The following is a 23372-nucleotide window of genomic DNA, read 5'->3' as shown; positions in this document are numbered from 1 at the left end:
AGACGTCGGATCGTGCGGGTCGCCCGCCGCGCGAAGCGCCCTCCACGACCCGCGGGATGCGACGTCTCGGCACAACAACGAAGCGCGACGTCTCGACGGACCTGGACGAGCGAGGACGCGACGCCTCAGCGGCCCAGACGAGCGAGGACGCGACGCCTCAGCTGTTCTGGGCACCTCGGCCCGGCGCCAGCCGTTCGATGAGCCCCATGGCGTCGCGCGGGGCGTAGCCCTTGATGTCGTTGTCGAAGAAGACGAAGACGTCTTGCCGCTGCGCCCAGTCGGAGACGGTGGCCGCCCAGCGCTCCAGCGCGGCGGCGTCGTAGCCGCTGGCGTAGAGCTCCTGGTCGCCGTGCAGCCGCACGTAGCGGAAGCCGGCCGTGTCCTCTTCGACCCGGGGCCACCGGCCTGCGGTGTCGGCCAGCACGACGGCCACATCGTGGCGACGCAGCAGGTCGTAGGCCTGCGAGGTGGCGAAGGTGGGGCTGCGGAACTCCAGCGCGTGACGCACGGGCCGTCCCTCCGGGCTCTCCCGCGGGACGGCGGCGAAGAAGGCATCGAGCCGCTCGGGGTCGAAGGAGTGGGTCTGCGGCAGCTGCCACAGCACCGGCCCGAGCTTCGGCCCGAGCTCCCAGACCCCCTCGAAGAAGCGGCGCAGCGGCTCCGCGGGGTCGGCGAGCTTCTTCATGTGGGTGATGAAGCGACTGCCCTTGAGCGCGAAGACGAAGTCGTCCGGTGTCTCCTCGCGCCAGCGCCGGTAGGACTCCGGCTTCTGCAGGGCGTAGAAGGAGCCGTTGATCTCGATCGCGGTGAGCCGGGCCGCGGCGTAGGCGAGCTCGTCGCGCTGCCGCAGGCCCTTTGGGTAGAAGTCGCCGCGCCAGGGCGCGTAGGTCCAGCCGGAGACGCCGACCCGGACCTCAGCCACCGGTGGCCACGGGGCGGTCGGGGTCGCTGACCCAGCCGCTCCACGAACCCGGGTAGAGCACCGCGGGGATGCCGGCGAGCTCGAGGGCGAGCACGTCGTGGCAGGCGGTCACCCCGCTGCCGCAGTAGACCGCCACGGGCGCCGAGCCGTCCACACCGCCCGCCGCGTAGAGCGCCGCGATCTGGGTGGCCGGCCGGAACCGGCCGTCGGCGCTCAGGTTGGTCTCGGTCGGGACGTTGACCGCGCCGGGGACGTGCCCGGCCACCGGATCGACCGGCTCGACGTCGCCGCGGAAGCGCTCCGGCGCGCGGGCGTCGACCAGCACGCCGTCCCAGTCCCGCACCTCGTCGGGCCCCAGCGCCGGCTGCTGCCCCGGTCGCACCACCAGGTCGCCGGGCTCGACGGATGCCGGTGCGCCCTCCTGCACCGGCCCGTTCCAGGCCGGCCAGCCGCCGTCGAGCACCTGTACGTCGTCCTTGCCCGCCCAGCGCAGCAGCCACCAGCAGCGGGCCGCCGCCCGCCCGCCCCAGTCGTCGTAGACCACCACGGGACGGTCCTGACGCACCCCGGCGCGGCGCATCGCCGCCTGGAGGTCGCCGGGGTCCGGCAGCGGGTGACGCCCCTGCCCCTCCTGCCCCTCCTGCCCCTCCCGCCCGTCCCGCCCGTGCGGCGCCGCGGCCAGGTCGGCGTCGAGGTCGACGTACACCGCGCCCGCGACGTGCCCGCGCGCGTACTCCTGTGCCCCGGGCGGCCCGCCCATCCGGTAGCGGACGTCGAGGACGGTGACCTCCTCGAGGCGCTCGGCGAGCTCGGCGGCGCTGATGAGCGGATGCATGGCCCGATCGTGCCAGGGTGAGCCGGTGGACTTCCGCGAGGACCGGATCGGATCGGCGCTGCGCGGTGAGAACCCCACGGTGCTGGCGCGGCTGCCGGCGGCGTTCGCCGTCATCGGCGACGTGCAGTGGCTGCCGGGGTACTGCGTGCTGCTCAGCGACGACCCCGCCGCGACGCGGCTGAGCGATCTCGCCCCGGACGCCCGGCTGGCCTTCCTGGCCTCGATGGAGCGGCTCGGGTCCGCCGTTGAGCAGGTCTGCGGGGCCCTGGACCCGGCCTTTCGTCGCGTGAACCTGGAGATCCTCGGCAACACCGACCCCTTCCTGCACGCCCACGTGTGGCCGCGCTACGACTGGGAGCCACCCGAGCTGGTGGGCCACCCGGTCTGGCTCTACCCGCACGAGCGGTGGCAGGACCCCGCGACGGCCCTCGGGCCGCAGCACGCCGAGCTGCGCGCGGCGCTGGCCGTCGTCTTGTCGGGGTGATGGAAGGATCGCCCGCGTGGCCGAGCTGCAGTTCTTCACTGGGACGATGGACTCCGGGAAGAGCACGCTCGCGCTGCAGACCAACCACAACCACCACGTCCGGGGCCGGATCGGGCGCATCTTCACCACCCACGACCGGGCCGGCGCCGCGACGCTGTCGTCGCGCCTGGGGCTGACCCACGACGCCATCGAGGTCGGCGGCGGGTTCGACTTCTGGCGCTACGTCGTCGACCAGCTCACCGGCGGCGCACGCATCGACTACCTGGTGTGCGACGAGGCGCAGTTCTACGAGCCGTCGCAGATCGACCAGCTGGCGCGGGTGGTCGACGAGCTGCAGATCGACGTGTTCGCTTTCGGCATCCTCACCGACTTCCGCACCGTCTTGTTCCCCGGCAGCGCGCGCCTGGTGGAGCTGGCCGACCGTACCAACGTGCTCCAGGTCGAGGCGTTGTGCTGGTGCGGACGCCGGGCCACCCACAACGCCCGCACCGAGAACGGCGAGATGGTCACCGAGGGCGAGGTCATCGTGGTCGGCGACGTCGAGGACCCCTCGGCCCAGCAGCCGCCCGAGGTCGGCTACGAGGTGCTGTGCCGCCAGCACCACCGGCGCCGCATGACCGCCGCCCGCGCCCGCGCGGTGTCGCTGGTCAGCGAGCCCCTCCCGTTCGACCAGCCGTTCGGGGAGTGATGACCGCCCGCCGCCGGCTCGCCCTCAGGCTGGCGCTGCTGCTGGCGGTGGTGGCGCTCTACGTGTTCGTGCAGGCTCGCTACGGCGTCAGCACGCTGCAGGTGCGGCACTGGGTCGACGGTCTCGGCCCGTGGGCCGCCCCCGGGTTCGTGGCCTCCTACGTGGCCGTCGCGTTGGTACCGATCCCGAAGGCGCCGTTCTCGGTCGCCGGCGGAGCGGTGTTCGGCATCGCGGCCGGCATCCCCCTGGTGCTGGTGGGAGCCGTCGGTGGAGCCACGCTGGCCTTCGCCATCGCGCGCAGGCTGGGCCGCTCGCCGGTGCGTGGGATGGAGTCCGACCGGGCCCGCGAGCTGGACGACCGGGTCGCCGCCCACGGCTTCGTCGCGGTGCTTCTCGCCCGGTTGTTCCCGGTCATCCCCTACACCAGCGTCAACTACCTCTTCGGCCTCACCGGCCTGCGGCTGCCCGTGTTCACGGTGACCACGCTCGTCGGCGTGGTGCCGAGCATCTCGGCCTACGTCGTGTTCGGCAGCCTCGGAGCGACGCCGGTCTCGTGGCCGTTCGCCGTGCTCGGCGGCGTGGTGATCTTGACCTCCGGCCTGCTCGGCCTGCGCGCGCGGCACCGGCGCGCGCAGGACGAGACGCAGGCCGTGAGCGCCTCAGACCTGGGCGGCGACGGGTGAGAAGTGGCTGGCGTCGCCCTTGCGCGGGGTGCTGCGGACGCCGTCGACGCTGACGGGCACGTCGCCGGCCAGAGTGATGCGGTGCAGCACCCGGTGCTGGTCGTCGTAGTCGTCGACGGCGCGGTGCTCGGTGGCCTGGTTGTCCCAGATGGCAAGGTCGCCTGCCCGCCAGCTCCAGCGCACGGTGTTCTCCGGACGCTCGACGTGGCGCTGCAGCAGCCGGAACAGATCCTCGGAGTCCTGCGTGGACAGGCCCACGAACCGGCGGACGAAGTGGCCCAGCAGCAGGGTGCGCTCGCCGGTCACCGGGTGCACCCGCACCACCGGGTGCTCGGTCTCGTACTCGACGTGGCGGAACTCCGCGCGGTAGGCCTCCTCCTTGACGTCGATGCCGCCGACCCGCTTCTCGTCGACGTCGGCGGCATAGTCGTAGAGGTTGGAGTGCACGGCCCAGAGCCGCTCGACCAGAGCCTTGAGGGCGGGCGAGAGCTGCTCGTAGGCGCGGGTGGTGTTGGCCCAGATCGTCGTGCCGCCGTACGGCGGCAGCTCGACGGCGCGCAGCAGCGAGGCCGCGGGGATGCGGTCGACGAAGGTGACGTCGGTGTGCCAGCTGGTGGCCTTGCTGTGGTCGGAGTCGATCGGCAGCACGGCGTCGCCGTCGCCGGCCACCGTGGGGTGGGGCTTGGTCAGCGTGCCCAGCAGCGCCGCGAAGGCCTGCTGGTCGGCGTCGCCGGCGTGGTGCTGTCCGCGCAGGAAGATCACCTGGTGGGCGGCCAGCGCGCGCTTGACCTCGGCGACCTGGTCGGCAGGGACGTCCGCGCCGATGCGGACGCCGCTCACCTGCGCGCCGATGTGGGCGCCGACCTTGCGGACGGCGATGGTCTCGTAGCCGGGCTCGGGCAGCGCCTGCGTGGCGATGTCCTCGCTGTCGACGACGTGGATCTCGGGCCGGTCGGTCTCGAGCAGGTCGAGCTGTGCGGTCATGGTCGTTCCTCTCTGGGTGTGGGGTCAGGCGCGCCAGCGGGAGAACCGGCGCTCGAGCGCGACCAGGCCGTAGGTGACGGCGAGGCCGAGCAGGGTGGTGGTGAGGATCGCGGCGTACATCTGCGGGATGAGGAAGTTCAGCTGCGTGTAGTTGATGAGGAAGCCCAGCCCGGCGGTCGCGCCGACCAGCTCGGCCGCGATGAGCACGAGGATGGCGGCGGCCCCGGAGATCCGGATGCCGGTGAAGATCGTCGGCACCGCGGCCGGGAAGACGACCTTGCGGAACGTGGCCACCGGCCCGAGGCCGAGCACCCGTGCCGAGCGCAGCAGCTGCTGGTCGACCGTCGCGACGCCGCTCACCGTGCTGAGGAGCACCGGGAAGAAGCAGGCGTAGGTGACGATGGCGATCTTCGAGGTCTCACCGATCCCCAGGATCAGGCTGAACGCCGGCAGCAGCGCGAGCGCGGCGGTGTTGCGGAACACTTCGAGCGGGGCGGTGAGCAGCTCGCGCACCGGCCGGTACCAGGCGATCGCGACGCCGGTCGGGATCGCCACGGCCGTGGCCAGCGAGAAACCGGCGACCGAGCGGACGACGCTGGCGCGCAGGTTCCGCAGCAGCTCACCGTTGCCGAGCATCTCCCACCACGCCGCCAGCACCTTGTGCAGCGGCGGCAGGAAGTAGTCGTTGATCAGTCCCAGCTGGGGCACCACCTCCCAGACCAGGGCCAGGATGAGAACTCCCAGCACGCCCCGCCCGATGCGGCCGAGGCGGGCCGTCGAGGCGACCACCCGGGCCGAGGAGGCCTGTCGTGGGTTGAGTCCGGACGTGGTGCGTTCGGCGATGGCGCTAGGCAACGGAGGCCACCTCCGACCGCCGGGCGCCCTCACGCAGCAGCGTCCAGATCTCGTGCCGGTAGCCGGCGAAGCGCTGGGTGCCGCGGACGTCGGTGTCGTCGCCGACGCGGTGGTCGAGCCTGATGTCGACCACGGTGCGGATCGAGCCGGGCCGGTTGCTCATCACCGCGACCCGCTGGCCGAGGTAGACCGCCTCGTCGATGTCGTGGGTGATGAAGACGACCGTGGTGCCGGTGCGCTGCCAGATCTCGACCAGCTCCTCCTGCAGCCGCTCGCGGGTCTGGGCGTCCAGGGCGCCGAACGGCTCGTCCATCAGCAGCACTCCCGGCTCGTAGGACAACGAGCGCGCGATGGCGATGCGCTGCTTCATGCCGCCGGACAGCTCGTGGGGGTACCGGTGGGCGAACTCCTTCAGCCCCACGAGGTCGAGGTAGCGGCGGGCTCGCTCGGTGCGCTCGGCGCGCTTGTGGTCCGTCGTCGCCTCGAGCGCGAACTCGATGTTGCCCAGCGCCGTGCGCCACGGCAGGAGGGTGTACTGCTGGAAGACCACGCTGCGGTCGGGGCCCGGCTCGGTGACCTCGCGACCGTCGACCCGGACCGTGCCCGAGGTCGGCCGGCTCAGCCCCGCCACCAGGTCGAGGATGGTCGACTTGCCGCATCCCGACGGCCCGACCAGCGTGAGGAACTCTCCCGCCTCGACTCTTAGGTCGACGCCGTCCAGCGCGACGAAGTCGCGCCGGCTGCGATCCTCCTCGCTGCGGACGGAGAACACCTGCCCGACGCCGTGCAGCTCGATCCGTGAACTCATCAGTCAGCCCTTCGCCAGGTCGTTGTACTGGTTGGTGTAGACGTCGCTGTCCTTGATCTTCGTGGGGTCGACGTCGCCTCGTGAGCTCAGCCAGTCGAGCCAGATCGAGACGTCCTTGTCCTTGATGGCCGCAGTCGTCGACGTCGCCACGCCGGTGGTGCCGGCCCAGTTCTGGTCGACGGCCTCGACGTAGCCGGCGTAGCCGTTCTTGCGCAGCCAGGCGTCGTAGACCTTCAGCACCTCGGCGCGGTCGTGGCTCTCGATGTACCGCACGGCCTTGGCCACCCCGGTCACGAGCGTGCGCGACGTCGTCGGGTTCTGCTTGAGGAACTGGTCCATCATCGCGGCGCCGCCGCCGTTGTAGTCGCCGACGACGTCGGTGTCCTTGACCAGCGGCTGCAGCTTGACGCCGGTCGACTCCGCGGCCTTGACCGTCCCGCTGCCGATGACGGCGGCGTCGACCTGGTGTCCTTGCAGCGCCTGGATCATGTTCAGCGGCGGCAGCGGCACCAGCGTCACCTGCTTGATCTGGCTCTTCGACAGCCCGCTCTTCTCCAGCCAGGTGTCGAGCACGGCCTCGGCGTTGGCCCCGAGGGTGTTGACGGCGACCTTCTTGCCGATGAGCGCCTTCGCGTCCGTGATCGAAGATCCGGCCAGCGTGACCGTCTGCGAGCTGATCTTCTGGTTCGAGCCGTAGGTCGAGACCACGGCCTTGATCGGCGCGCCGGTGGCCACCACCTGGGCGATGGAGCCGAAGAAGCAGCTGGCGCTGATGTCGATCTGCCGGCTGGTCAGCGCCTGCACGCTCTGCGGGCCGCCGGTGACGTCGCCGATCTTCTTCAGCTTCAGCCCCTTGAGGTAGCCCAGGGCGTCGGCGAGCTGGATGACGTCGACACCGCCGGCCTGGGACTGGTAGCGGATCGTCGTGGTCTCACCGCTCTGGCCACCGCAGCCGCTGAGCGCGCCGACGGCGAGCAGGAGGGACGCGGCCAGGGTGGCGAGACGTCGTGGTCGGCCAGTCGTGGGCATGGCTGTCCTCTGTCCGTGGATGGATGGGGTGGTGGTGGGTCAGCGGGCGCCGGCGAGCGGCAGGTCGGCGCTCAGCGGCCACGAGCCGGCGTAGCCGCTGGCGGGCCGTGGGAGTCCGTAGTGCTCACGCAACGTCGAACCGGTGTACTCGGTGCGGAACAGGCCGCGGTCCTGCAGGATCGGGACGACCTTCTCGGTGAAGGCGTCGAGGAGCTGCGGGTAGAGCGGCGGCATGATGTTGAAGCCGTCGGCGGCGCGGTTCTCGAACCAGGTCTGGATGACGTCGGCGACCTGCACCGGCGTGCCGTGGACGACGTTGTGCCCGCGGCCGCCCGCGAGCCGGTGCAGCAGCTCACGCAGCGTCGGCCGGTCGCGCTCGACGATGTTGGCGACGACCTGCGTGCGGCTGCGCTGGTTGTCCAGTACGTTGCCCGCGCCGCCGAACAGCTCGGCCGGCACGCGCTCGTCGAGCTCCAGGTGGTGCAGCGAGGTGCCGGCGATCTTCTCCAGCTGGCCGAGCCCGAACTCGGGCACGGTGAGCCCGTTGACGTACTGGTAGAGCTCCTCGGCCTGGGTCGCGGTGTCGGCGATGAACGGGCTGATGCCGGGCAGCACGAGCACGTGGCCCGGGTCGCGGCCCAGCGAGACCGCGCGGGACTTGATGTCGTCGTAGAAGGCCTGGGCGTCGCCGAGCGTCTGGTGGGCGGTGAAGATGGCCTCGGCGTTGCGCGCGGCGAAGGCGCGGCCGGCGTTGGAGGAGCCGGCCTGCACGTAGACCGGCCGGCCTTGCGGCGTCCGCGGGCTCGAGAACGGGCCCCTCACCTTCAGGTACCGCCCGGCGTGGTCGATGCGGTGCACCTTGGAGGTGTCGACGTAGTCGCCGCTCGCGCGGTCGGCCACCACCGCGTCGTCCTCCCAGCTGTCCCAGAGGCGGGTGACGACGTCGAGGAACTCCTGGGCTCGCGCGTACCGCTCCTCGTTGCCGGGCACGCCGTCGAGGCCGAAGTTGTGCGCGGCGTCCTCGTTGTAGGTGGTGACGACGTTCCAGCCCGCCCGGCCGCCGGAGATCGTGTCGAGGCTGGCGAAGAGCCGCGCGAGGTTGAACGGCTCGTAGAACGAGGTCGACGCCGTGGAGATCAGCCCGATGCGCTCGGTGACCGTCGCCAGCGCGGTGAGCAGCGTGATCGGCTCGAACTGGTTGCTGGGGCGGTAGCCGGTGCCGTACCACGCGGGGCTGTCGGCGAGGAAGACCGCGTCGAGCTTCGCCGCCTCCACCCGACGGGCGATGTCCTGGTACCAGGCGATGTCGGCGATGTGCTCGACGGCGCTGTCGGGATGGCGCCACGAGGCCTCGTGGTGACCGGTGTCGTGCAGGAAGGCGTTGAGGCGGAGCTGGCGGGTCGGCGTCTCAGGCATTTAATAAGACTAAGTCAGTAGTAATACTAGGCAACAATGCCGCGCACTGAACTAAGTCGATGTCGCCGCGACGCGCGTCACACTGGTCGGGTCGGCGTAGAGCCGGTCGAGGACGATGCCACCGCCGGCCACCGCCAGCGACGCGGCCGCGAAGCTGGAGGGCACCACGACGTCGGTGGCGTCGGCCAGCCCGCCCAGCCCGGCCAGCTCGGCCAGCAGCGCCTCGCGCACCGTCGGCAACCAGCAGAAGCCGGGCTCGAAGACCATGAGCACCTCGGGGTCGAACAGGTCGACCAGGGTCGCCACCGCTCGGCCAATCTCGCGCGAGCGCTCGGTGAACAGCTCCAGCAGCCGGTCGTCGTCCTCGGCGAGGACCCGCAGCTCGCCCTCGTGCCTGGCCGCGACACCCAGAGCGGCGGCCCGGGCGAGCAGGCCCTGGCCCGACACGGCGTCCTGCAGCCAGCCCACGCGGCCCGACGCCGAGCGAGGGCCCTCGTGGACGCGACCGTCGAGGGAGAACGCGACGTCGACGACGTTGCCCACGAAGAGGTGCACCGCACTGCGGCGCGCCCGCTCGGCGTGCCGCCCGAAGAGCTGCTCGGCGCGCAGCAGCCCGCGGCTGTGACCCTCCACGAAGGTCGCCAACCCGGTCGCTGCGGCGACCGGCGCCTGCAGGGGCACGTCGTGCCAACCGAGCACCGGGTGGTCCACGACGACACCGGCCTCGGCATCGACCCAGCCGCCGACGGCGACCCCGACGCCGAGCACCTGCCGCTCGGGGTGCGCAGCGCGCAACCGGGCGACCTGCTCGGCGATGCCGGCCGTCACCTGCGCCGGACTCGGGCCCTCGTGAGGCAGCTCGCAGCCCTCGACGATCCGCCCGCGTGGGTCGAGCAGCGCCACCGTCACGTGCGAGACGGCCACGTGGACGCCGATTGCCCCCAGCCGGTCGATCTCGAGGTCCAGCGGCACGTGCGGCCGGCCGAACCCGGGCGGACCCGCGGCCTCCGGCACCTCGCGCACCAGCCCGCGCTCGAGCAGCCCGGCGGCCAGGTTGCTCACCGAGGCCGCCGAGAGCCCGGCCAGCCGGGCCAGGTTGCTCCGGGCGATGGGACCGTGGTCGAGCACGGCTCGCAGCACCGCAGCAGAGGAGTCACCGCGCAGGGCGGGTCGCTGCGCGGGCAGGTCCGCTCGTCGGGTCGTCGTCGACGGGCGTGGCTGCCCGGGCGCTAACCGAACCATTTCAGGAGACTAACAAGAGTTAGCCGCCGCGCCGCGACCGTCCCAGTGGGTCGCCTCCCCAGGCACCATGGGGAACGGACCGGCGCCTCAGTCCACGAGCACCGGGATCAACATCTCCGCAGGCGTGAGCGAGCCGTGCATGCCGATCAGCTTCATCTCGTAGGGGAAGTCGGCCGAGGAGACCAGCGCCGTCCGGTCGCCGGCCGCCGCCACGACGTCGCCGAGGCGCGGCGCCACGCGGTCCTCCACCGCGCCGAACCAGCCGCGCGCGATCGCCTCCTCGCGCGGGAGCACCAGCGCGCGGTCGGCCAGCACCTCGGCCCAGGTGGCGGCGACGTCGGCTGCGGCTCCCGGTGCGGCGTAGACGTGGCGGAAGCGGGCCTCGCCGCCGAGCAGGGCGACGCCGTCGCGCAGGCCCGGGGTCTCGTCGACGTCGACCTGGTGCTCCGGGCCGGTGTCGACCATGCCGTGGTCGGCCACCACCACCAGCCGCGTCGACGGCGGCAGCGCTTCGCGCAGCTGCTCGACCTGGGCGTCGATGGTGATGAGCTGCTGTCGCCAGGCCGGGGAGTCGACACCGAAGCGGTGGCCGGTCCAGTCCAGGTCGGATTCGTAGACGTAGGTGACGGACGGTGCGTAGGCCGAGGCGGCCACCGCCGAGGCGATCCGCTCCCCCACGTGGTCGCCGCCCACCAGGGCCGCGCCGCGCTGGCTGGCCACGGTGAGCCCGGTGCCGCGGAACTCGCGCTTGCTCACTACCGTCGTCACCACGCCGGCGCGCGAGAGCCGGTCGAAGGCCGTCTCGTGCGGCTGCCACTGCAGCGGGTCGACGTCGGCGTCCCAGAACAGCGAGTTGAGCAGCTGCTCGGTGCCGGGCACCCGTTGGGTGAACCCGACCATGCCGTGGCCGCCGGGGGGCAGCGCCGTGCCCAGCGACGTCAGCGAGGTCGCGGTGGTCGACGGCACCCCGGCCGTGCCCGGCTCGGACCGCGCCAGCAGCGAGCTCAGGTACGGCGCGTGGTCGCGGTGGGCGGCCAGCAGCTCGCGACCCATGCCGTCGACCAGCATCACCACGTACGACGGCGCCGGCGGCAGCTCGAGGCTCACCGGCGCGAAGCCGGCGTCCACCCCCAGCGCGACCCCGACGGCAGGCAGGACGTCGGCCAGCGTGCGCCCGCCGTAGACGGGCTCGACCAGCTCGACGATCGCGGGGATCACCGGGCCTGGGTGCTCTCCGAGAGCGACTCGGCGAAGCCCAGCAGGTCGTCCACGGCGTCGGCCCCGTCGGCCGCCGAGGACACGCGGATGGAGAAGTCGTCGGAGCCCACCACGCCGGTGTAGCCGTGGTCGGCGTCGCACTCGGGGTCCTGGCACATCGCCGGCTCGAGGTCGAGGCGCGCGACGCCGCCCCAGCCGATGGTGAGCACGGCCTCGGCCGGCCGGTCCAGCGCCGCGTCGGGCGTGGCCGGGTTGGCGACCATCCGGTTCACCACCACCGAGCGAACCTGCGAGAGGCCCACGGCCTCGGTGGAGGTCGAGGTGTAGGGCTCGGGCAGCAGGTCGTCGGGCGGGTGCTCGTCGGTGTGGGCCACGACCAGCCGGGTCGGGGTCAAGACGGCCACCGTGATGTGACGGCGCACCTCGTCGCGGTCGATGGTCGGCTCGTGGTGCACCAGGTAGGAGACCACCGGCTCGCCGGCCACCGCGGCCCGGATGCCCTCGTTGACGACCACCGGGTAGTACCCGGTCTGCTCGACGGCCGAGACCAGCTCGCCGGCTCGGTCGCGCGGCGTGTGCTCACGCCCGGTCACCGCATGACTGCGCATGCCGGTCATCTTGGCATCACGACGGCAGCGTGTCGCCCGGCTGGGTGGTGAGCCGGCGCGCGAACCAGTCCGAACGCGCGTCCGCGACCGGCGCGACGGCGGCGGTGGCGCCGAGCACGCAGACCCCGTCGGCGGTCACGTGCACGAGGTCCAGCTCGATGCGGCGCAGCTGCGGCAGGTCGTTCTTGAGCAGCGCGACGCGGCGCAGCAGGTCCTCGATCGCGGCGACGTCGACTAGGTCGGAGCCGCGGTAGCCGAAGAGCAGCGGCGCGGCCCGGATCTCGCGGACCATCTCGGCCGCCTCCAGCGCCGTGATCGGCGGGATCCGGAAGGCGCGGTCGCCGACCAGCTCGGTGAGGTTGCCGGCGATGGAGAAGGAGATGGTCGGCCCGAACAGCGGGTCCTCGACGCCGCCGATGTCGACCGGCACCCCGGGGGCGGCCACCTTCTGCACCACGAAGCCGGCGTCCTCGGGCTGCGAGATCAGCTCGCTCAGGGAGCGCCACGCCTCGCGCATCTCCTGCTCGCCGTCGATGTTGCGCCACACGTGGGCCAGGTCGGCGCGGCTGCGCAGCCGCTCGGCGGTGGCCTTGAGGACGACGTCCCAGCCCAGCCGCTTGCCGACGTCGACGGCCTCCTCGACGTCGGCCACCGGCACCCGTTCCCACGCCGGCACCCCGTAGGCGGCCAGCAGCTGCTGGATCTCGGGGTAGTCCAGGTCGCGGCCCTCGGGGGCGTGCATGAGGATCTCGTTGAGCTGGCGGCGCGCGCGGCCCAGGTCGACGTCGTCCAGGGAGTCCCCGCCGCCTTCGGGCTTCTCCAGCCAGCTGGCGTAGGCCACCACGCGCCCCAGCGCCCGCACCGCCGCCTCGACCGCCGGGTAGGAGGGCACCGAGCCCCGGCCCACCACGCTGCCGGCCAGGTCGGGCACCCGCAGCAGCTCCGGCACGCCCTCGGCGCCCAGGAAAGTCGAGACCAGCGGCTTGTCGGACTGCTCGCCGACCCTGGCGAGGACGTCGGCCACGGCCGCGCCGGTGGTGTTCAGCGGCGGGATGTAGATGGCCACCACGGCGTCGACGTCGTCGTCATCGATGGCGGCGTCGAGAGCGCTCTCGAACTCCCCCGCGCCGGCCTCGACGCCGAGCAGCACCGACTTGCTCACCGAGAGCCCGCTGCCCACCGCGGCGTCGGCGGCCAGCAGCGCGATGGCGTCGGAGTTGCCGACCAGCGCGATCCGCCCGCCGCGCGGCAGCGGCTGGTGAGCCAGCAGCTGACCGACGTCGAACATCTCGTCGAGGTTGTCCACCTGGATGACGCCGGCCTGCTTGAACATCGCGTCGACGGCCGCCGGCGGGGCGCCGATCGAGCGCACCGCGTGACCCACCGGGACGCCCTGGGTGGCGCGGCCCGAGCGCACCGCCACCACCGGCTTGTGGCGCGAGACCCGGCGGGCGATCCGGGAGAACTTGCGCGGGTTACCGATCGACTCCAGGTAGAGCAGGATCACCTCGGTGGCCGGGTCCTCCTCCCAGTACTGCAGCAGGTCGTTGCCCGACACGTCGGCGCGGTTGCCGGCGCTGACGAAGGTCGAGAGGCCCAGGCCGCGGGCCGAGGTCTCCTCCAAGATGGCGGTGCCCAGCGCCCCGGACTGGCAGAAGAAGCCGACCCGGCCGTGCTGCGGCATGCTCGGCGCGAGGGAGGCGTTCAGGCCCACCTCGGGGTCGGTGTTGATGATGCCCAGGCAGTTCGGCCCCACCAGCCGCAGCCCGTAGCTGCGGGCCAGGCCGACCATGCGCCGCTGCCGCTCCCGGCCCTCCTGACCGGTCTCGGCGAAGCCGGCCGAGATCACCACCAGCCCGTGCACGCCCTTGGCCGCGCAGTCCAAGACGACGTCGGGCACGGCGTCGGCGGGCACCGCGACCACGGCCACGTCGACGTCGCCGGGGATCTCGCTCACCGAGGCGTAGGCCGGCATGCCGGAGACCGGCTCGGAGGAGGGGTTCACCGCGTAGACGCGACCGGTGTAGCCGCCGAGCACCAGGTGGCGCACCAGCGCCTGGCCGATGGTGTCCTGGCGGCGCGAGGCGCCGATGACTGCGACGCTGCGGGCGCCGAAGAAGCCGGCGATCGAGGCGGCCTCGGATCGGTGCTCGCGGTCCTGCATGACCCCGATGGCGGTGTCGGTGGGGTCGATCGGGAACTCCAGGCGCATGACGCCCTCGGCGAAGCCGCCCTTGACCTCGTAGCCGGCGTCGCGGAAGACCTGGATCATCTTCTGGTTCTCCGGCAGCACCTCGGCGACGAAGCGGCGTACGCCCCGCTCGCGGCCGGCCTGCGCGAGGTGCTCGAGCAGCACCTGCGCGATGCCGCGGCCCTGGTGCTCGTCCTCGACCAGGAACGCCACCTCGGCCTCACCGTCGCCGACGACGTCGTAGCGGCCGATGGCGATCATCTTCTCGGCCACCAGCATCACCAGCGCCACCCGGTCGCGGTGGTCGACGGTGGTGAAGCGCACCAGGTCGCGCTCGGACAGGCGCGGCATCGGGGCGAAGAAGCGCAGGTACTTCGACTGGTCGGAGACCCGCGAGTAGAACTGCTCGAGCAGGTCGCGGTCGCTGGGCCGCACCGGCCTCAGCTGCGCGGTGTGGCCGTCGCGCAGGAGGACGTCGGCCTCCCAGTGGGCGGGGTAGGAGGGCGCCGCGGCATCGGGGTCCGCAGCGTCAGCCATACCCCCAGATTACCGGCGGAACGGCAGGACCCGGGCGACCCGCGGGGTCAGGCACTCCTCGAGCGTCACCCGGCCGTCGGGCCAGGTGCACAGCGTCACCCAGTCACCGGGCTTCGGGGCGCTGGCACGGTCGCGCGCGACGGTGGCCAGCATCCGGGCGCCGTAGGAGGCGCGACGCTCGCCGGCGTCGGTCAGCACGACCGCGACGCCGGTCTCGACCCGCAGCACGCAGCCGACGGGTCGACGACCGCCCACCCGCAGCGCCGTCAAAGCCGCAAGCCTCCTTCGAACGTGCTCACCTACTCGACGATAGGCGCTCGACCCACACCACGCAGGTCGATTTCCTCCACCGACGCGTTCAGAGCGGCCCCGATGAGCACGGCGATGGAGAGCAGATAGAGCCACAGCAGCACCGCGATGGGGGCGGCCAGCGGACCGTAGATCGACGTCGAGTCCTCCGCCGTGCCCAGCAGCACCCACCGCAGCAGCGCCGAGCCCAGCACCCACACCGCCACCGTGAACACCGCGCCCGGCAGGTTGCGCCGCCAGCGGGTCCGCACCGGCACCGAGACGTGGTAGAGCGTGGCCAGGAAGCAGACCGACAGCACGATCACCACCGGCCAGTACAGGTCGTAGAGGAACTCCACGTTCGACGGGATCCACTCGCGCACCAGCCGCGGACCGGCCAGCACCAGCGGCAGGGTCACCACACCGGTCACCAGGCCCAGGACGTACAGGCCGAAGGACAGCACGCGGGTGCGCACGATGCCGCGCCGCCCGCCCAGGCCGTACATGATCGTGATGGTGTCGACGAAGACGTTGAGCGCCCGCGAGCCCGACCACAGCGCCAGCACGAAGCCGACCGAGACGACGTCGTAACGACCGCCGGCGAGCACGTCGTCCAGGGTGGGCCGCACGATGCTGCCCACGGTCTGCGGAGTCAGCGCGTTGGACACCACGCTGAGGATGCCGTCGCGCAGGTCGTCGACCTGGTCGTGGGAGAACCGCGCGACGACGTAGCCCACCGAGCCCGCCAGCGCGAAGATCAGCGGCGGCAGCGAGAGGATGGCGAAGAACGCCGCCTCCGCGGCGAGCCCGGTCACGCGGTTGCGCACGCACGTGGCCGTGGTGGTGACGACCAGCCGCCAGGTCTGGTGGCGCAGCCCGGACAGGGAGGGCGCGCCGCTCCCGCTGCTCTCCACCGCCATGGCCACTACGGTAGAGAAGTGGGTCCGTCGTACCGGTCAGCGAGCAACCAGGCCCCGCTCCTGGCCGGTCACAACACCCTCACCGGCGACGCCGCCCTGTGCGAGGCGCTCGCCCGTCACGGCGGGCCGGGCCTGGTCGAGGACCTCACCGCGCTGGGAGCGCAGGCCGGCAGCGCCGAGGCACGCGAGCACGGCCGGCTGGCCAACCGGCACGAGCCGGAGCTGGTGCCCTACGACCGTTACGGCAACCGGGTGGACGAGGTCGAGTTCCACCCCTCCTGGCACTGGCTGATGCGCCACGCGGTCGGCCACGGGCTGCAGGCGGCCGCCTGGGAGCAGCAGGCCGACGGCGCACGGCACGCCCACCTGCGCCGCGCGGCGGGCTTCGTGGCCTGGCAGCCGGAGCCGGGGCACCTGTGCCCGATGTCGATGACGTACGCCGCGGTACCCGCGCTGCGCGCCGACGAGACGCTGGCTAAGGAGTGGACGCCCCGCCTCGCGGCCACCACCTACCAGCCCGGCCTGGTCGACCCCGCCGCCAAGGCCGGCTGCTTGGCCGGCATGGGCATGACCGAGAAGCAGGGCGGCTCCGACGTCCGCGCGAACACCACGACCGCCACGCCCACCGCCGTCGACGGCGAGTACACGCTGTCGGGCCACAAGTGGTTCACCTCCGCGCCGATGAACGACGTCTTCCTGGTCCTGGCCCAGGCCCCGGGCGGACTGACCTGCTTCCTGCTGCCCCGGGTGCTCCCCGACGGCACCCGCAACCGGCTCGACGTCGTCCGCCTCAAGGACAAGCTCGGCAACCGCTCCAACGCCTCGGCGGAGCTGGAGCTCGAGGGCACCTGGGTGCAGCGGCTGGGCGAGGAGGGCCGTGGCGTGAGGACCATCATCGAGATGGTGGCCGCCACGCGGTTGGACTGCGTGCTCGGCTCGGCCGGGCTGATGCGCCGAGCCGTCGACGAGGCGGCCTGGCACGTGACGCACCGCTCGGCCTTCGGCGCCCGGCTCGTCGACCAACCGCTGATGCGCAACGTCGTCGCGGACCTGGCCCTGGAGACCGAGGCCGCGATCGTGCTGGCGATGCGGCTCGCGGCCGCCGCCGACCGGCCCGACGACGAGCACGAGCGCGCGCTGCGCCGGATCGCGCTGCCGCTGGCCAAGTTCTGGGTGTGCAAGCGCACCTCGTTCGTCGTGGCCGAGGCGCTGGAGTGCCTGGGCGGCAACGGCTACGTCGAGGAGTCCGGGCTGCCGCTGCTGTTCCGCGAGTCCCCGCTGAACTCGGTGTGGGAGGGCTCGGGCAACGTCAACGCCCTCGACGTGCTGCGAGCGCTGGGTCGCGAGCCCGCGGTGCTCGAGGCCTGGCTGGCGGAGGTCGAGCCGGCCCGTGGCGAGGACCCGCGGCTGGACCTCGCCGTGACCGACGTCCTGGAGACGCTGGGCGACGCCACGACGCTGGAGTCCGGCGCGCGCCGGCTCGCCGCCCGGATGGCGGTGGTGCTGCAGGCCGCGCTGCTGGTCCGGTTCGGGCCGTCGCAGGTGGCCGAGGCGTTCTGCGCCTCCCGTCTCGATGCCTCCTTCGGAGTGCTGGGCACGCTTCCCGCGGGGTCCGCGGCGGGGATGCTCGTGGAGCGTGCCACCCCCAGCGTCGGCTGACGTCGGTCGCAAACCAGACATGTCGGAAGACATTCCGGACATGGCGTGACCTGCAGGTTTATCAAGGCGTTGCCTGTGAGAAGGCTCTGACCCGCGCGACGTCTCGTCGCGCCACTGCCCAGGGGAGAACAACATGCTGCTCAGCCGCATGCGCCGCACAACGGGGTTCGGGATCGCTGGATGCGTCCTGGCCGCGCTGGGGTGCGCTTTGACCATGATCGGCTTCGCGATGGCGCCGGCGACCGCGAGCGGTCGTGCTGCGGGTGAGCCCACCTGCACCCCAAGCTACTGCCCGTCGGGGCCGAGCACCGGTCCCTCGGGCCCGAGCACCGCGCCGTCCGGTCCCAGCACCGCGCCGTCCGGCCCGAGCACCGCGCCGTCCGGCCCGAGCACGGGCCCCTCCGGCCCGAGCACCGCGCCGTCCGGCCCGAGCACCGGCCCCTCCGGCCCCAGCACCGGCCCGTCCGGCCCCAGCACCGGCCCCTCCGGCCCCAGCACCGGCCCCTCCCGCCCCAGCACCGGCCCCTCCGGCCCCAGCACCGGCCCGTCCGGCCCCAGCACCGGCCCCTCCGGCCCCAGCACCGGCCCGACCTCTCCCACCACGACGCCTCCGGTGGTCTCGCCGCCCACCACCAGCGCGCCCTCGACGCCCACCACCACGCCGCCCATCGTGTCGGCGCCGAGCACGGGCACGACCACCGAGGCGGCCACCACCGGCTCCAACAGCTCGTCGGGCACCAGCAGCGGCGAGACCACCGGCAGCGCCACCACCAGCAGCACGGGTGGCCTGCCCGACACCGGCGGCGTGAGCGACCTGCTGCTCACGCTGGGTCTGGGCCTGATGGTCACCGGCGCACTCATGCTGCTCCTGTACCGGATCCGGCCCACCGTCGCCTGAGACGAGCACGAGCGACAGGCACAGCGTGACGGGCGAGACGGTGGACCGACACGGTCGACCGTCTCGCCTGTGTCGCCGCTGTTACCTGCGAGACCCGGCCGGCCGTGTCGCTACGTCGATCCAGGTCCTCCATGTCGTTGACTGGGAGCGATCGCAGCGGGGGGTCGTGGCGGTCGCGGTGACGACTTGGGGACTCCTTCATGCTCAACCAACGCCTGCGCGCTCTCGGTTCGCTCAACCCGGTGTGGGGACGGGTGCTCGCCGCCCTCGGCCTCGCCCTCGTCCTGGTCGGGGTCACCACCCTGCCGGCCTCGGCCCACCACCCCACGATCAACGCCAGCGCCGACTGCGCGGGCACGGTCGGCTACACCTCGACTGCCTGGACCAGTGACCAGCCGGGGGCCCGGACGAACTCCGACATCCGGATCCAGGCCCTCATCGGCTCGTCGTGGACCGAGGTCGGTCGCGGCGCCTACAGCCCGAGCAACGGCTACTCCTTCCGTGGCACGTTCAGCGAGCAGCCCTCCAGCTTCCCCTTCCGGATGCGTGCGTACGCCGCCACCCAGTGGGGCGACGGCGCCGGCGGCGGCTACTCCCCCGAGATCACCGTCGGCGCCCCCAGCGGCTGCACCCCGAGCAGTCCGGTGCTCAAGCCCTCGGCCACGGTCGACCACACCTGCACCGGCTACACGGTGCACCTGAACAACACCCAGAGCACCGACACGGTCACCTTCACCACCACGGTCAACGGCACCGACAAGACCACCTCGGTGGCCAAGGGCGAGACCGCCACCGTCACCGGTCCGGTGAGCGATCACCACGACTACACGATCCGGGTCACGGCCACGGGGATGTCGCCGGTGACGAGCACCTTCTCCACCGACTCCTGCACGGCGCCGCCCACGACGCAACCGCCGACCGGGAGCATCGCCACCCACTGCGACACCTACACCGTCAGCGTCCACAACCCGAACAGCACCGGCAGCATCGACTACTCGGTGAGCCAGGGCGGCACCACGGTCCACACCGGCACGGTCGGCGCCGGCGACACCGGCACCTGGACCAGCGGGCACCTCTCCCCCGGCGACTACCACGTCGTGGTCACCAGCGGCTCGACGACGGTCGTCGACCAGCAGGTCCACCTCGTCGGCTGCCAGTCGGCGGGTACGCCCACCGGGCACGTCAGCATCAGCTGCACCGGCTACAGCGTCACGGTGGCCAACACCGGAGGCGGCACCACCGAGGCGGCCTTCGAGGTCACCGTGAACGGCCACAGCACCACCGTGAACACCGACAGCACCCCCAAGACCGTCACCGGTCCGCTGTCCTCCGGCGCCAACACCGTCGCGGTGTCCTCCGTCGGCAGCCAGCTCGACACCGCGAGCCTGGACACCGCCACCTGCACCTCGCCCCCCGCCAGTGGCACCCCGACCGGCAGCGTGACGATCGACTGCAACGGCTACAACGTCACGGTCGCCAACACCGGCGGCGGCACCACCCAGGTGCCCTTCGAGGTCACCGTGAACGGGCAGACCACCACGGTCCAGGCCGACAGCACCCCGCAGCACGTCACCGGGGCGGTCGGCTCGGGCTCCACCACCGTCTCGGTGTCCTCCAGCGGCACACAGCTCGACACCCAGAGCTTCAACGCGGTGGGCTGCACCCAGGTCAGCCCGCCCACGGTGGCGCCGGCGGCGCTGATCCGGGCCAACTGCACCGGCATCCTCACCATCCTCGACAACTCCGGCAGCAGCGTGGACACCACCTACGTCGTGACCACCCACGCCGGCACCTCGCAGGCCGAGGAGCACAGCTTCACCGTGCCGGCCCACGAGAAGCTCTCGCCGCCCCTGTGGCCGGTGAGCAACGGCGTGCACCAGACGGTCACCGTCACCGCGCCCGCGATGAGCGAGGTGTCGCGGACCTTCACCCGCGAGGACTGCACGCAGGTCTCCGCGCCGTCCACCGGCACCACCGGCACCACCGGCGGCAGCGGCACCTCGGGCACCACGTCGACCTCGACGTCCGCGACCACGTCGGGCACCACCTCGGGCACCGCGACCACCCAGGTCTCGCCGCCCACCAACCTGCCGAAGACCGGCAACCAGCTCAGCCCGGTGCTGCTGTGGCTGGGTGCCGCGATGATGCTGATCGGGATGACGCTGCTGCGCGGCTGGCGCCGGCCGGTCCGATCCGCCTGACCGGCTAGCCCAACGCCGCGCCGACCACCTCCCGCGCCTGATCCTGCACGGCGCGGAGGTGGTCGGGGCCGCGGAAGGACTCGGCGTAGATCTTGTAGACGTCCTCGGTGCCCGAGGGCCGGGCCGCGAACCACGCCGACTCGGTGGTCACCTTCAGCCCGCCGATCTTGGCACCGTTGCCGGGGGCCTCGGTGAGCTTGGCGGTGATGGGCTCGCCGGCCAGCTCGGTGGCGCTCACGTCGTCGGGCGAGAGGGCGGCCAGCCGGGCCTTCTGCTCGCGGTCGGCCGGGGCGTCCACCCGCGCGTACGCCGGGTCGCCGTGCTCGGCCACCAGGTCGGCGTAGTGCTCGCTGGGCGTGCGACCGGTGGCGGCGAGGATCTCCGAGGCGAGCAGCGCCAGCAGGATGCCGTCCTTGTCGGTGGTCCAGGTGGTGCCGTCGTGGCGCAGGAACGAGGCGCCTGCGGACTCCTCCCCGCCGAAGCCGAACGAGCCGTCGATCAGGCCCGGGACGAACCACTTGAACCCCACCGGCACCTCCACCAGCGGCTTGCCCAGCGACTGCGCGACCCGGTCGATCATCGAGGAGGAGACCAACGTCTTGCCGATCCGCGCGGTGCCGGGCCAGTCCGGTCGGCCGCCGCCGAACAGGTAGCCGATGGCGACGGCGAGGTAGTGGTTGGGATTCATCAGGCCGGCGTCGGGCGTGACGATGCCGTGCCGGTCGGCGTCGGCGTCGTTGCCGGTGGCGATCTGGTACTCGTGGCGACGCTCGATGAGCGAGGCCATGGCCGATGGCGAGGAGCAGTCCATGCGGATCTTGCCGTCCCAGTCCAGGGTCATGAACCGCCACGTCGGGTCGACAGCCGGGTTGACCACCGTGAGGTCCAGGCGCAGCCGCTCGGCGATCTCGCCCCAGTAGCCGACGCTGGCGCCGCCGAGCGGGTCGGCGCCGATGCGGATGCCGGCCTCGCGGATCCGGTCGATGTCGAGCACCGCCGGCAGGTCGTCGACGTAGTGGCCCAGGAAGTCGTAGCGCTCGACCCGGTCACGGGCCTGGCGCAGCGGCAGTCGCCTCACCTCGACCAGCGCGTCGCGCATCAGCTCGTTGGCGCGGGCCGCGATGGTGCTGGTGGCGTCGCTGTCGGCCGGGCCCCCGTGCGGCGGGTTGTACTTGAAGCCGCCGTCGGAGGGTGGGTTGTGCGAGGGAGTGACGACGATGCCGTCGGCCAGGCCCGAGGTCCGCCCGCGGTTGGCTCGGATGATGGCGTGGGAGACCGCAGGCGTGGGCGTGTAGCCGTCGCGCTCGTCGACCAGCACGGTCACGTCGTTGGCCACCAGCACCTCGAGCGCCGTCTGGGTGGCGGGAGTGCTCAGCGCGTGGGTGTCGGCGCCGAGGAACAGCGGGCCGTCGTAGCCCTGCGCGGCCCGGTACTCGCAGATCGCCTGCGTGGTGGCCAGGATGTGCCCCTCGTTGAAGGAGGTGCGCAGCGAGCTGCCGCGGTGCCCGCTGGTACCGAAGACCACCTGCTGGTCGGGGTCGTCGGGGTCGGGCACGTCGGTGAAGTACGCCGTCACCAGGGCGGGGACGTCGACCAGGTCGCGGGGTTCGGCCGGCTGCCCGGCCCTGCTGTCGTTCACCGCGGCACCGACTGTCCCTTGGCCAGGATGGTCAGCCCGTCCTCGACCACGAAACCGGCGGCGCGGTCGGCCTCCGGGTCGACGCCGATCTGCGCACCCGGTGGCACCACCACGTGCTTGTCGAGGATCGCGTTGCGCACCACGGCTCCGGCGCCGACCGTGACCCCGTTGAGCAGCACCGAGTCGGAGACCTCGGCACCGGCCTCCACGCGGACGCGCGGGGAGAGCACCGAGCTGTTCACGCGCCCGCCGGTGATGACGACGCCCGGGGACAGGATCGAGTTGAAGGTCTTGATCGGCTTGCCCAGCTCGCTCTCGACCAGCTTCGCCGGCGGCAGCGGGCCGTAGCTGGTGTAGATCGGCCACTGGTCGTTGTAGAGGTTGAAGACCGGCAGCGGCGCCACCAGGTCCATGTGCGCGGCGAAGTAGGAGCTCATCGTGCCCACGTCGCGCCAGTAGCCGCGGTCGCGGTCGTTGGAGCCGGGGACGTCGTTGTCCTTGTAGTCGTAGACGCCGGCGTCGCCGCGCTCGACGAACCACGGGATGATGTCGCCGCCCATGTCGTGCTTGGAGCCCTCGATGTCGGCGTCGCGGGTGACGGCCTCGCGCAGCGCGTCGGCGTCGAAGACGTAGTTGCCCATCGAGGCCAGCACCTCCTCGGGCGAGTCCGGCAGCCCCTGCGGATCCTTCGGCTTCTCCAGGAAGGCGCGGATCCGGCTCGGCTTGTCGGGGTCGACGTCGATGACCCCAAACTGGTCGGCGAGCCCGATCGGCTGCCGGATCGCGGCCACGGTGGCGGCCGCGCCGGACTGCACGTGGGCGTCGACCATCTGGTCGAAGTCCATGCGGTACACGTGATCGGCACCGACGACCACGACGATGTCGGGCTGCTCGTCGGAGAGCAGGTTGAGCGACTGGTAGATGGCATCGGCGCTGCCCAGGTACCAGCGCTTGCCGACCCGCTGCTGGGCCGGCACCGGCGTCACGTAGTTGCCGAGCATCGTCGACATCCGCCACGTGGTGGAGATGTGGCGGTCCAGGCTGTGCGACTTGTACTGGGTGAGCACCACCACGCGCAGGTACCCGGAGTTGACGACGTTCGAGAGCGCGAAGTCGATGAGCCGGTAGATGCCCCCGAACGGCACCGCGGGCTTCGCCCGGTCGGCGGTCAGCGGCATCAGCCGCTTGCCCTCACCGCCGGCCAGCACGATCGCCAGGACGTTCTTGCGCGACGGCGTGACGTTCATGTGAACGAACCTATCCGCGC

Annotated in this window: 21 protein-coding genes; 5 read left to right on the top strand and 16 right to left on the bottom strand. The window is 72.3% G+C overall.

Annotated features, from left to right (window positions below):
• Positions 1-157 precede the first annotated feature (157 nt).
• Positions 158-922 (bottom strand): DUF72 domain-containing protein, encoded by a 765-nt coding sequence (locus tag D9V37_RS11830; protein WP_121806334.1) that lies wholly within the window; start codon positions 920-922, stop codon positions 158-160.
• Positions 915-1757, bottom strand: coding sequence for a sulfurtransferase (locus D9V37_RS11825; RefSeq protein ID WP_121806333.1), 843 nt, complete (start codon positions 1755-1757; stop codon positions 915-917). Before D9V37_RS11825 ends, D9V37_RS11830 begins: the two co-directional genes overlap by 8 nt.
• On the opposite strand from D9V37_RS11825, the gene D9V37_RS11820 reads away from it, so the two are divergent.
• The 3 genes from D9V37_RS11820 to D9V37_RS11810 are packed head-to-tail and all read left to right on the top strand — an operon-like array spanning position 1756 to position 3612.
• Complete coding sequence (locus D9V37_RS11820) at positions 1756-2241, top strand: HIT family protein (protein WP_121806332.1); 486 nt, start codon at positions 1756-1758, stop codon at positions 2239-2241. The two genes, D9V37_RS11825 and D9V37_RS11820, sit on opposite strands and share 2 nt — an antisense overlap.
• 16 nt (positions 2242-2257) lie before the next feature.
• Entirely contained in the window at positions 2258-2929 is a 672-nt protein-coding gene (locus D9V37_RS11815) for a thymidine kinase (RefSeq protein WP_121806331.1), read from the top strand.
• Positions 2929-3612: a TVP38/TMEM64 family protein gene (locus D9V37_RS11810; RefSeq protein WP_121806330.1), complete on the top strand. Its 684-nt coding sequence runs from the start codon at positions 2929-2931 to the stop codon at positions 3610-3612. Before D9V37_RS11815 ends, D9V37_RS11810 begins: the two co-directional genes overlap by 1 nt.
• Here D9V37_RS11810 and D9V37_RS11805 read toward each other — a convergent pair.
• The 11 genes from D9V37_RS11805 to D9V37_RS11755 all read right to left on the bottom strand — a co-directional run bounded on the left by D9V37_RS11805 (position 3589) and on the right by D9V37_RS11755 (position 15708).
• Entirely contained in the window at positions 3589-4596 is a 1008-nt protein-coding gene (locus tag D9V37_RS11805) for a TauD/TfdA dioxygenase family protein (RefSeq protein WP_121806329.1), read from the bottom strand. The genes D9V37_RS11810 and D9V37_RS11805 overlap by 24 nt on opposite strands.
• A 24-nt stretch (positions 4597-4620) precedes the next feature.
• Positions 4621-5451, bottom strand: a complete 831-nt coding sequence (locus D9V37_RS11800) for an ABC transporter permease (protein ID WP_121806328.1) — start codon at positions 5449-5451, stop codon at positions 4621-4623.
• Entirely contained in the window at positions 5444-6259 is an 816-nt protein-coding gene (locus tag D9V37_RS11795; RefSeq protein WP_121806327.1) for an ABC transporter ATP-binding protein, read from the bottom strand. The genes D9V37_RS11800 and D9V37_RS11795 overlap by 8 nt, the downstream gene beginning before the upstream one ends.
• A 3-nt stretch (positions 6260-6262) precedes the next feature.
• Entirely contained in the window at positions 6263-7288 is a 1026-nt protein-coding gene (locus tag D9V37_RS11790; protein WP_121806326.1) for an ABC transporter substrate-binding protein, read from the bottom strand.
• A gap of 39 nt (positions 7289-7327) precedes the next feature.
• Positions 7328-8704 (bottom strand): LLM class flavin-dependent oxidoreductase, encoded by a 1377-nt coding sequence (locus D9V37_RS11785; protein ID WP_121806325.1) that lies wholly within the window; start codon positions 8702-8704, stop codon positions 7328-7330.
• Positions 8705-8755: 51 nt separating this feature from the next.
• A complete protein-coding gene (locus tag D9V37_RS11780) occupies positions 8756-9946 on the bottom strand; it encodes an ROK family transcriptional regulator (RefSeq protein WP_121806324.1) in 1191 nt (396 codons plus the stop codon).
• 87 nt (positions 9947-10033) lie between these two features.
• Complete coding sequence (locus D9V37_RS11775; protein ID WP_232524877.1) at positions 10034-11164, bottom strand: alkaline phosphatase family protein; 1131 nt, start codon at positions 11162-11164, stop codon at positions 10034-10036.
• Entirely contained in the window at positions 11161-11772 is a 612-nt protein-coding gene (locus D9V37_RS11770) for a DUF5998 family protein (RefSeq protein WP_121806554.1), read from the bottom strand. Before D9V37_RS11770 ends, D9V37_RS11775 begins: the two co-directional genes overlap by 4 nt.
• Positions 11773-11788: 16 nt before the next feature.
• Complete coding sequence (locus D9V37_RS11765) at positions 11789-14500, bottom strand: bifunctional acetate--CoA ligase family protein/GNAT family N-acetyltransferase (RefSeq protein WP_121806323.1); 2712 nt, start codon at positions 14498-14500, stop codon at positions 11789-11791.
• Between the two features lie 9 nt (positions 14501-14509).
• Positions 14510-14770, bottom strand: coding sequence for a hypothetical protein (locus tag D9V37_RS11760; RefSeq protein ID WP_147455931.1), 261 nt, complete (start codon positions 14768-14770; stop codon positions 14510-14512).
• Positions 14771-14799: 29 nt separating this feature from the next.
• Positions 14800-15708, bottom strand: a complete 909-nt coding sequence (locus D9V37_RS11755; protein ID WP_121806553.1) for a YihY/virulence factor BrkB family protein — start codon at positions 15706-15708, stop codon at positions 14800-14802.
• An 18-nt stretch (positions 15709-15726) separates the two neighbouring features.
• Between D9V37_RS11755 and D9V37_RS11750 the strand changes: the two genes are divergently transcribed.
• The gene (locus D9V37_RS11750; RefSeq protein WP_121806321.1) at positions 15727-17367 is read left to right on the top strand and encodes an acyl-CoA dehydrogenase family protein; all 1641 of its coding nucleotides are present in this window, start codon (positions 15727-15729) and stop codon (positions 17365-17367) included.
• A 285-nt stretch (positions 17368-17652) separates the two neighbouring features.
• Here D9V37_RS11750 and D9V37_RS20260 read toward each other — a convergent pair whose 3' ends face one another.
• Positions 17653-18147, bottom strand: coding sequence for a hypothetical protein (locus D9V37_RS20260; RefSeq protein ID WP_158604453.1), 495 nt, complete (start codon positions 18145-18147; stop codon positions 17653-17655).
• Between the two features lie 318 nt (positions 18148-18465).
• On the opposite strand from D9V37_RS20260, the gene D9V37_RS20890 reads away from it, so the two are divergent.
• Positions 18466-20466 (top strand): LPXTG cell wall anchor domain-containing protein, encoded by a 2001-nt coding sequence (locus D9V37_RS20890; RefSeq protein WP_121806319.1) that lies wholly within the window; start codon positions 18466-18468, stop codon positions 20464-20466.
• Between the two features lie 4 nt (positions 20467-20470).
• Here D9V37_RS20890 and pgm read toward each other — a convergent pair whose 3' ends face one another.
• Both pgm and glgC read right to left on the bottom strand, forming a co-directional pair.
• Complete coding sequence (gene pgm, locus D9V37_RS11730) at positions 20471-22105, bottom strand: phosphoglucomutase (alpha-D-glucose-1,6-bisphosphate-dependent) (RefSeq protein WP_121806318.1); 1635 nt, start codon at positions 22103-22105, stop codon at positions 20471-20473.
• Positions 22102-23352 carry a glucose-1-phosphate adenylyltransferase gene (gene glgC, locus D9V37_RS11725; RefSeq protein WP_121806317.1) on the bottom strand — a complete coding sequence of 417 codons (1251 nt, stop codon included), beginning with the start codon at positions 23350-23352 and terminating at the stop codon, positions 22102-22104. Before glgC ends, pgm begins: the two co-directional genes overlap by 4 nt.
• Positions 23353-23372: the final 20 nt, after the last annotated feature.

This window comes from Nocardioides mangrovicus, assembly GCF_003674065.1.
GTDB lineage: Bacteria > Actinomycetota > Actinomycetes > Propionibacteriales > Nocardioidaceae > Marmoricola > Marmoricola mangrovicus.
The sequence above is the reverse complement of the archived record's forward strand: the minus strand, read 5'-3'. Positions and strand labels throughout refer to the sequence as shown.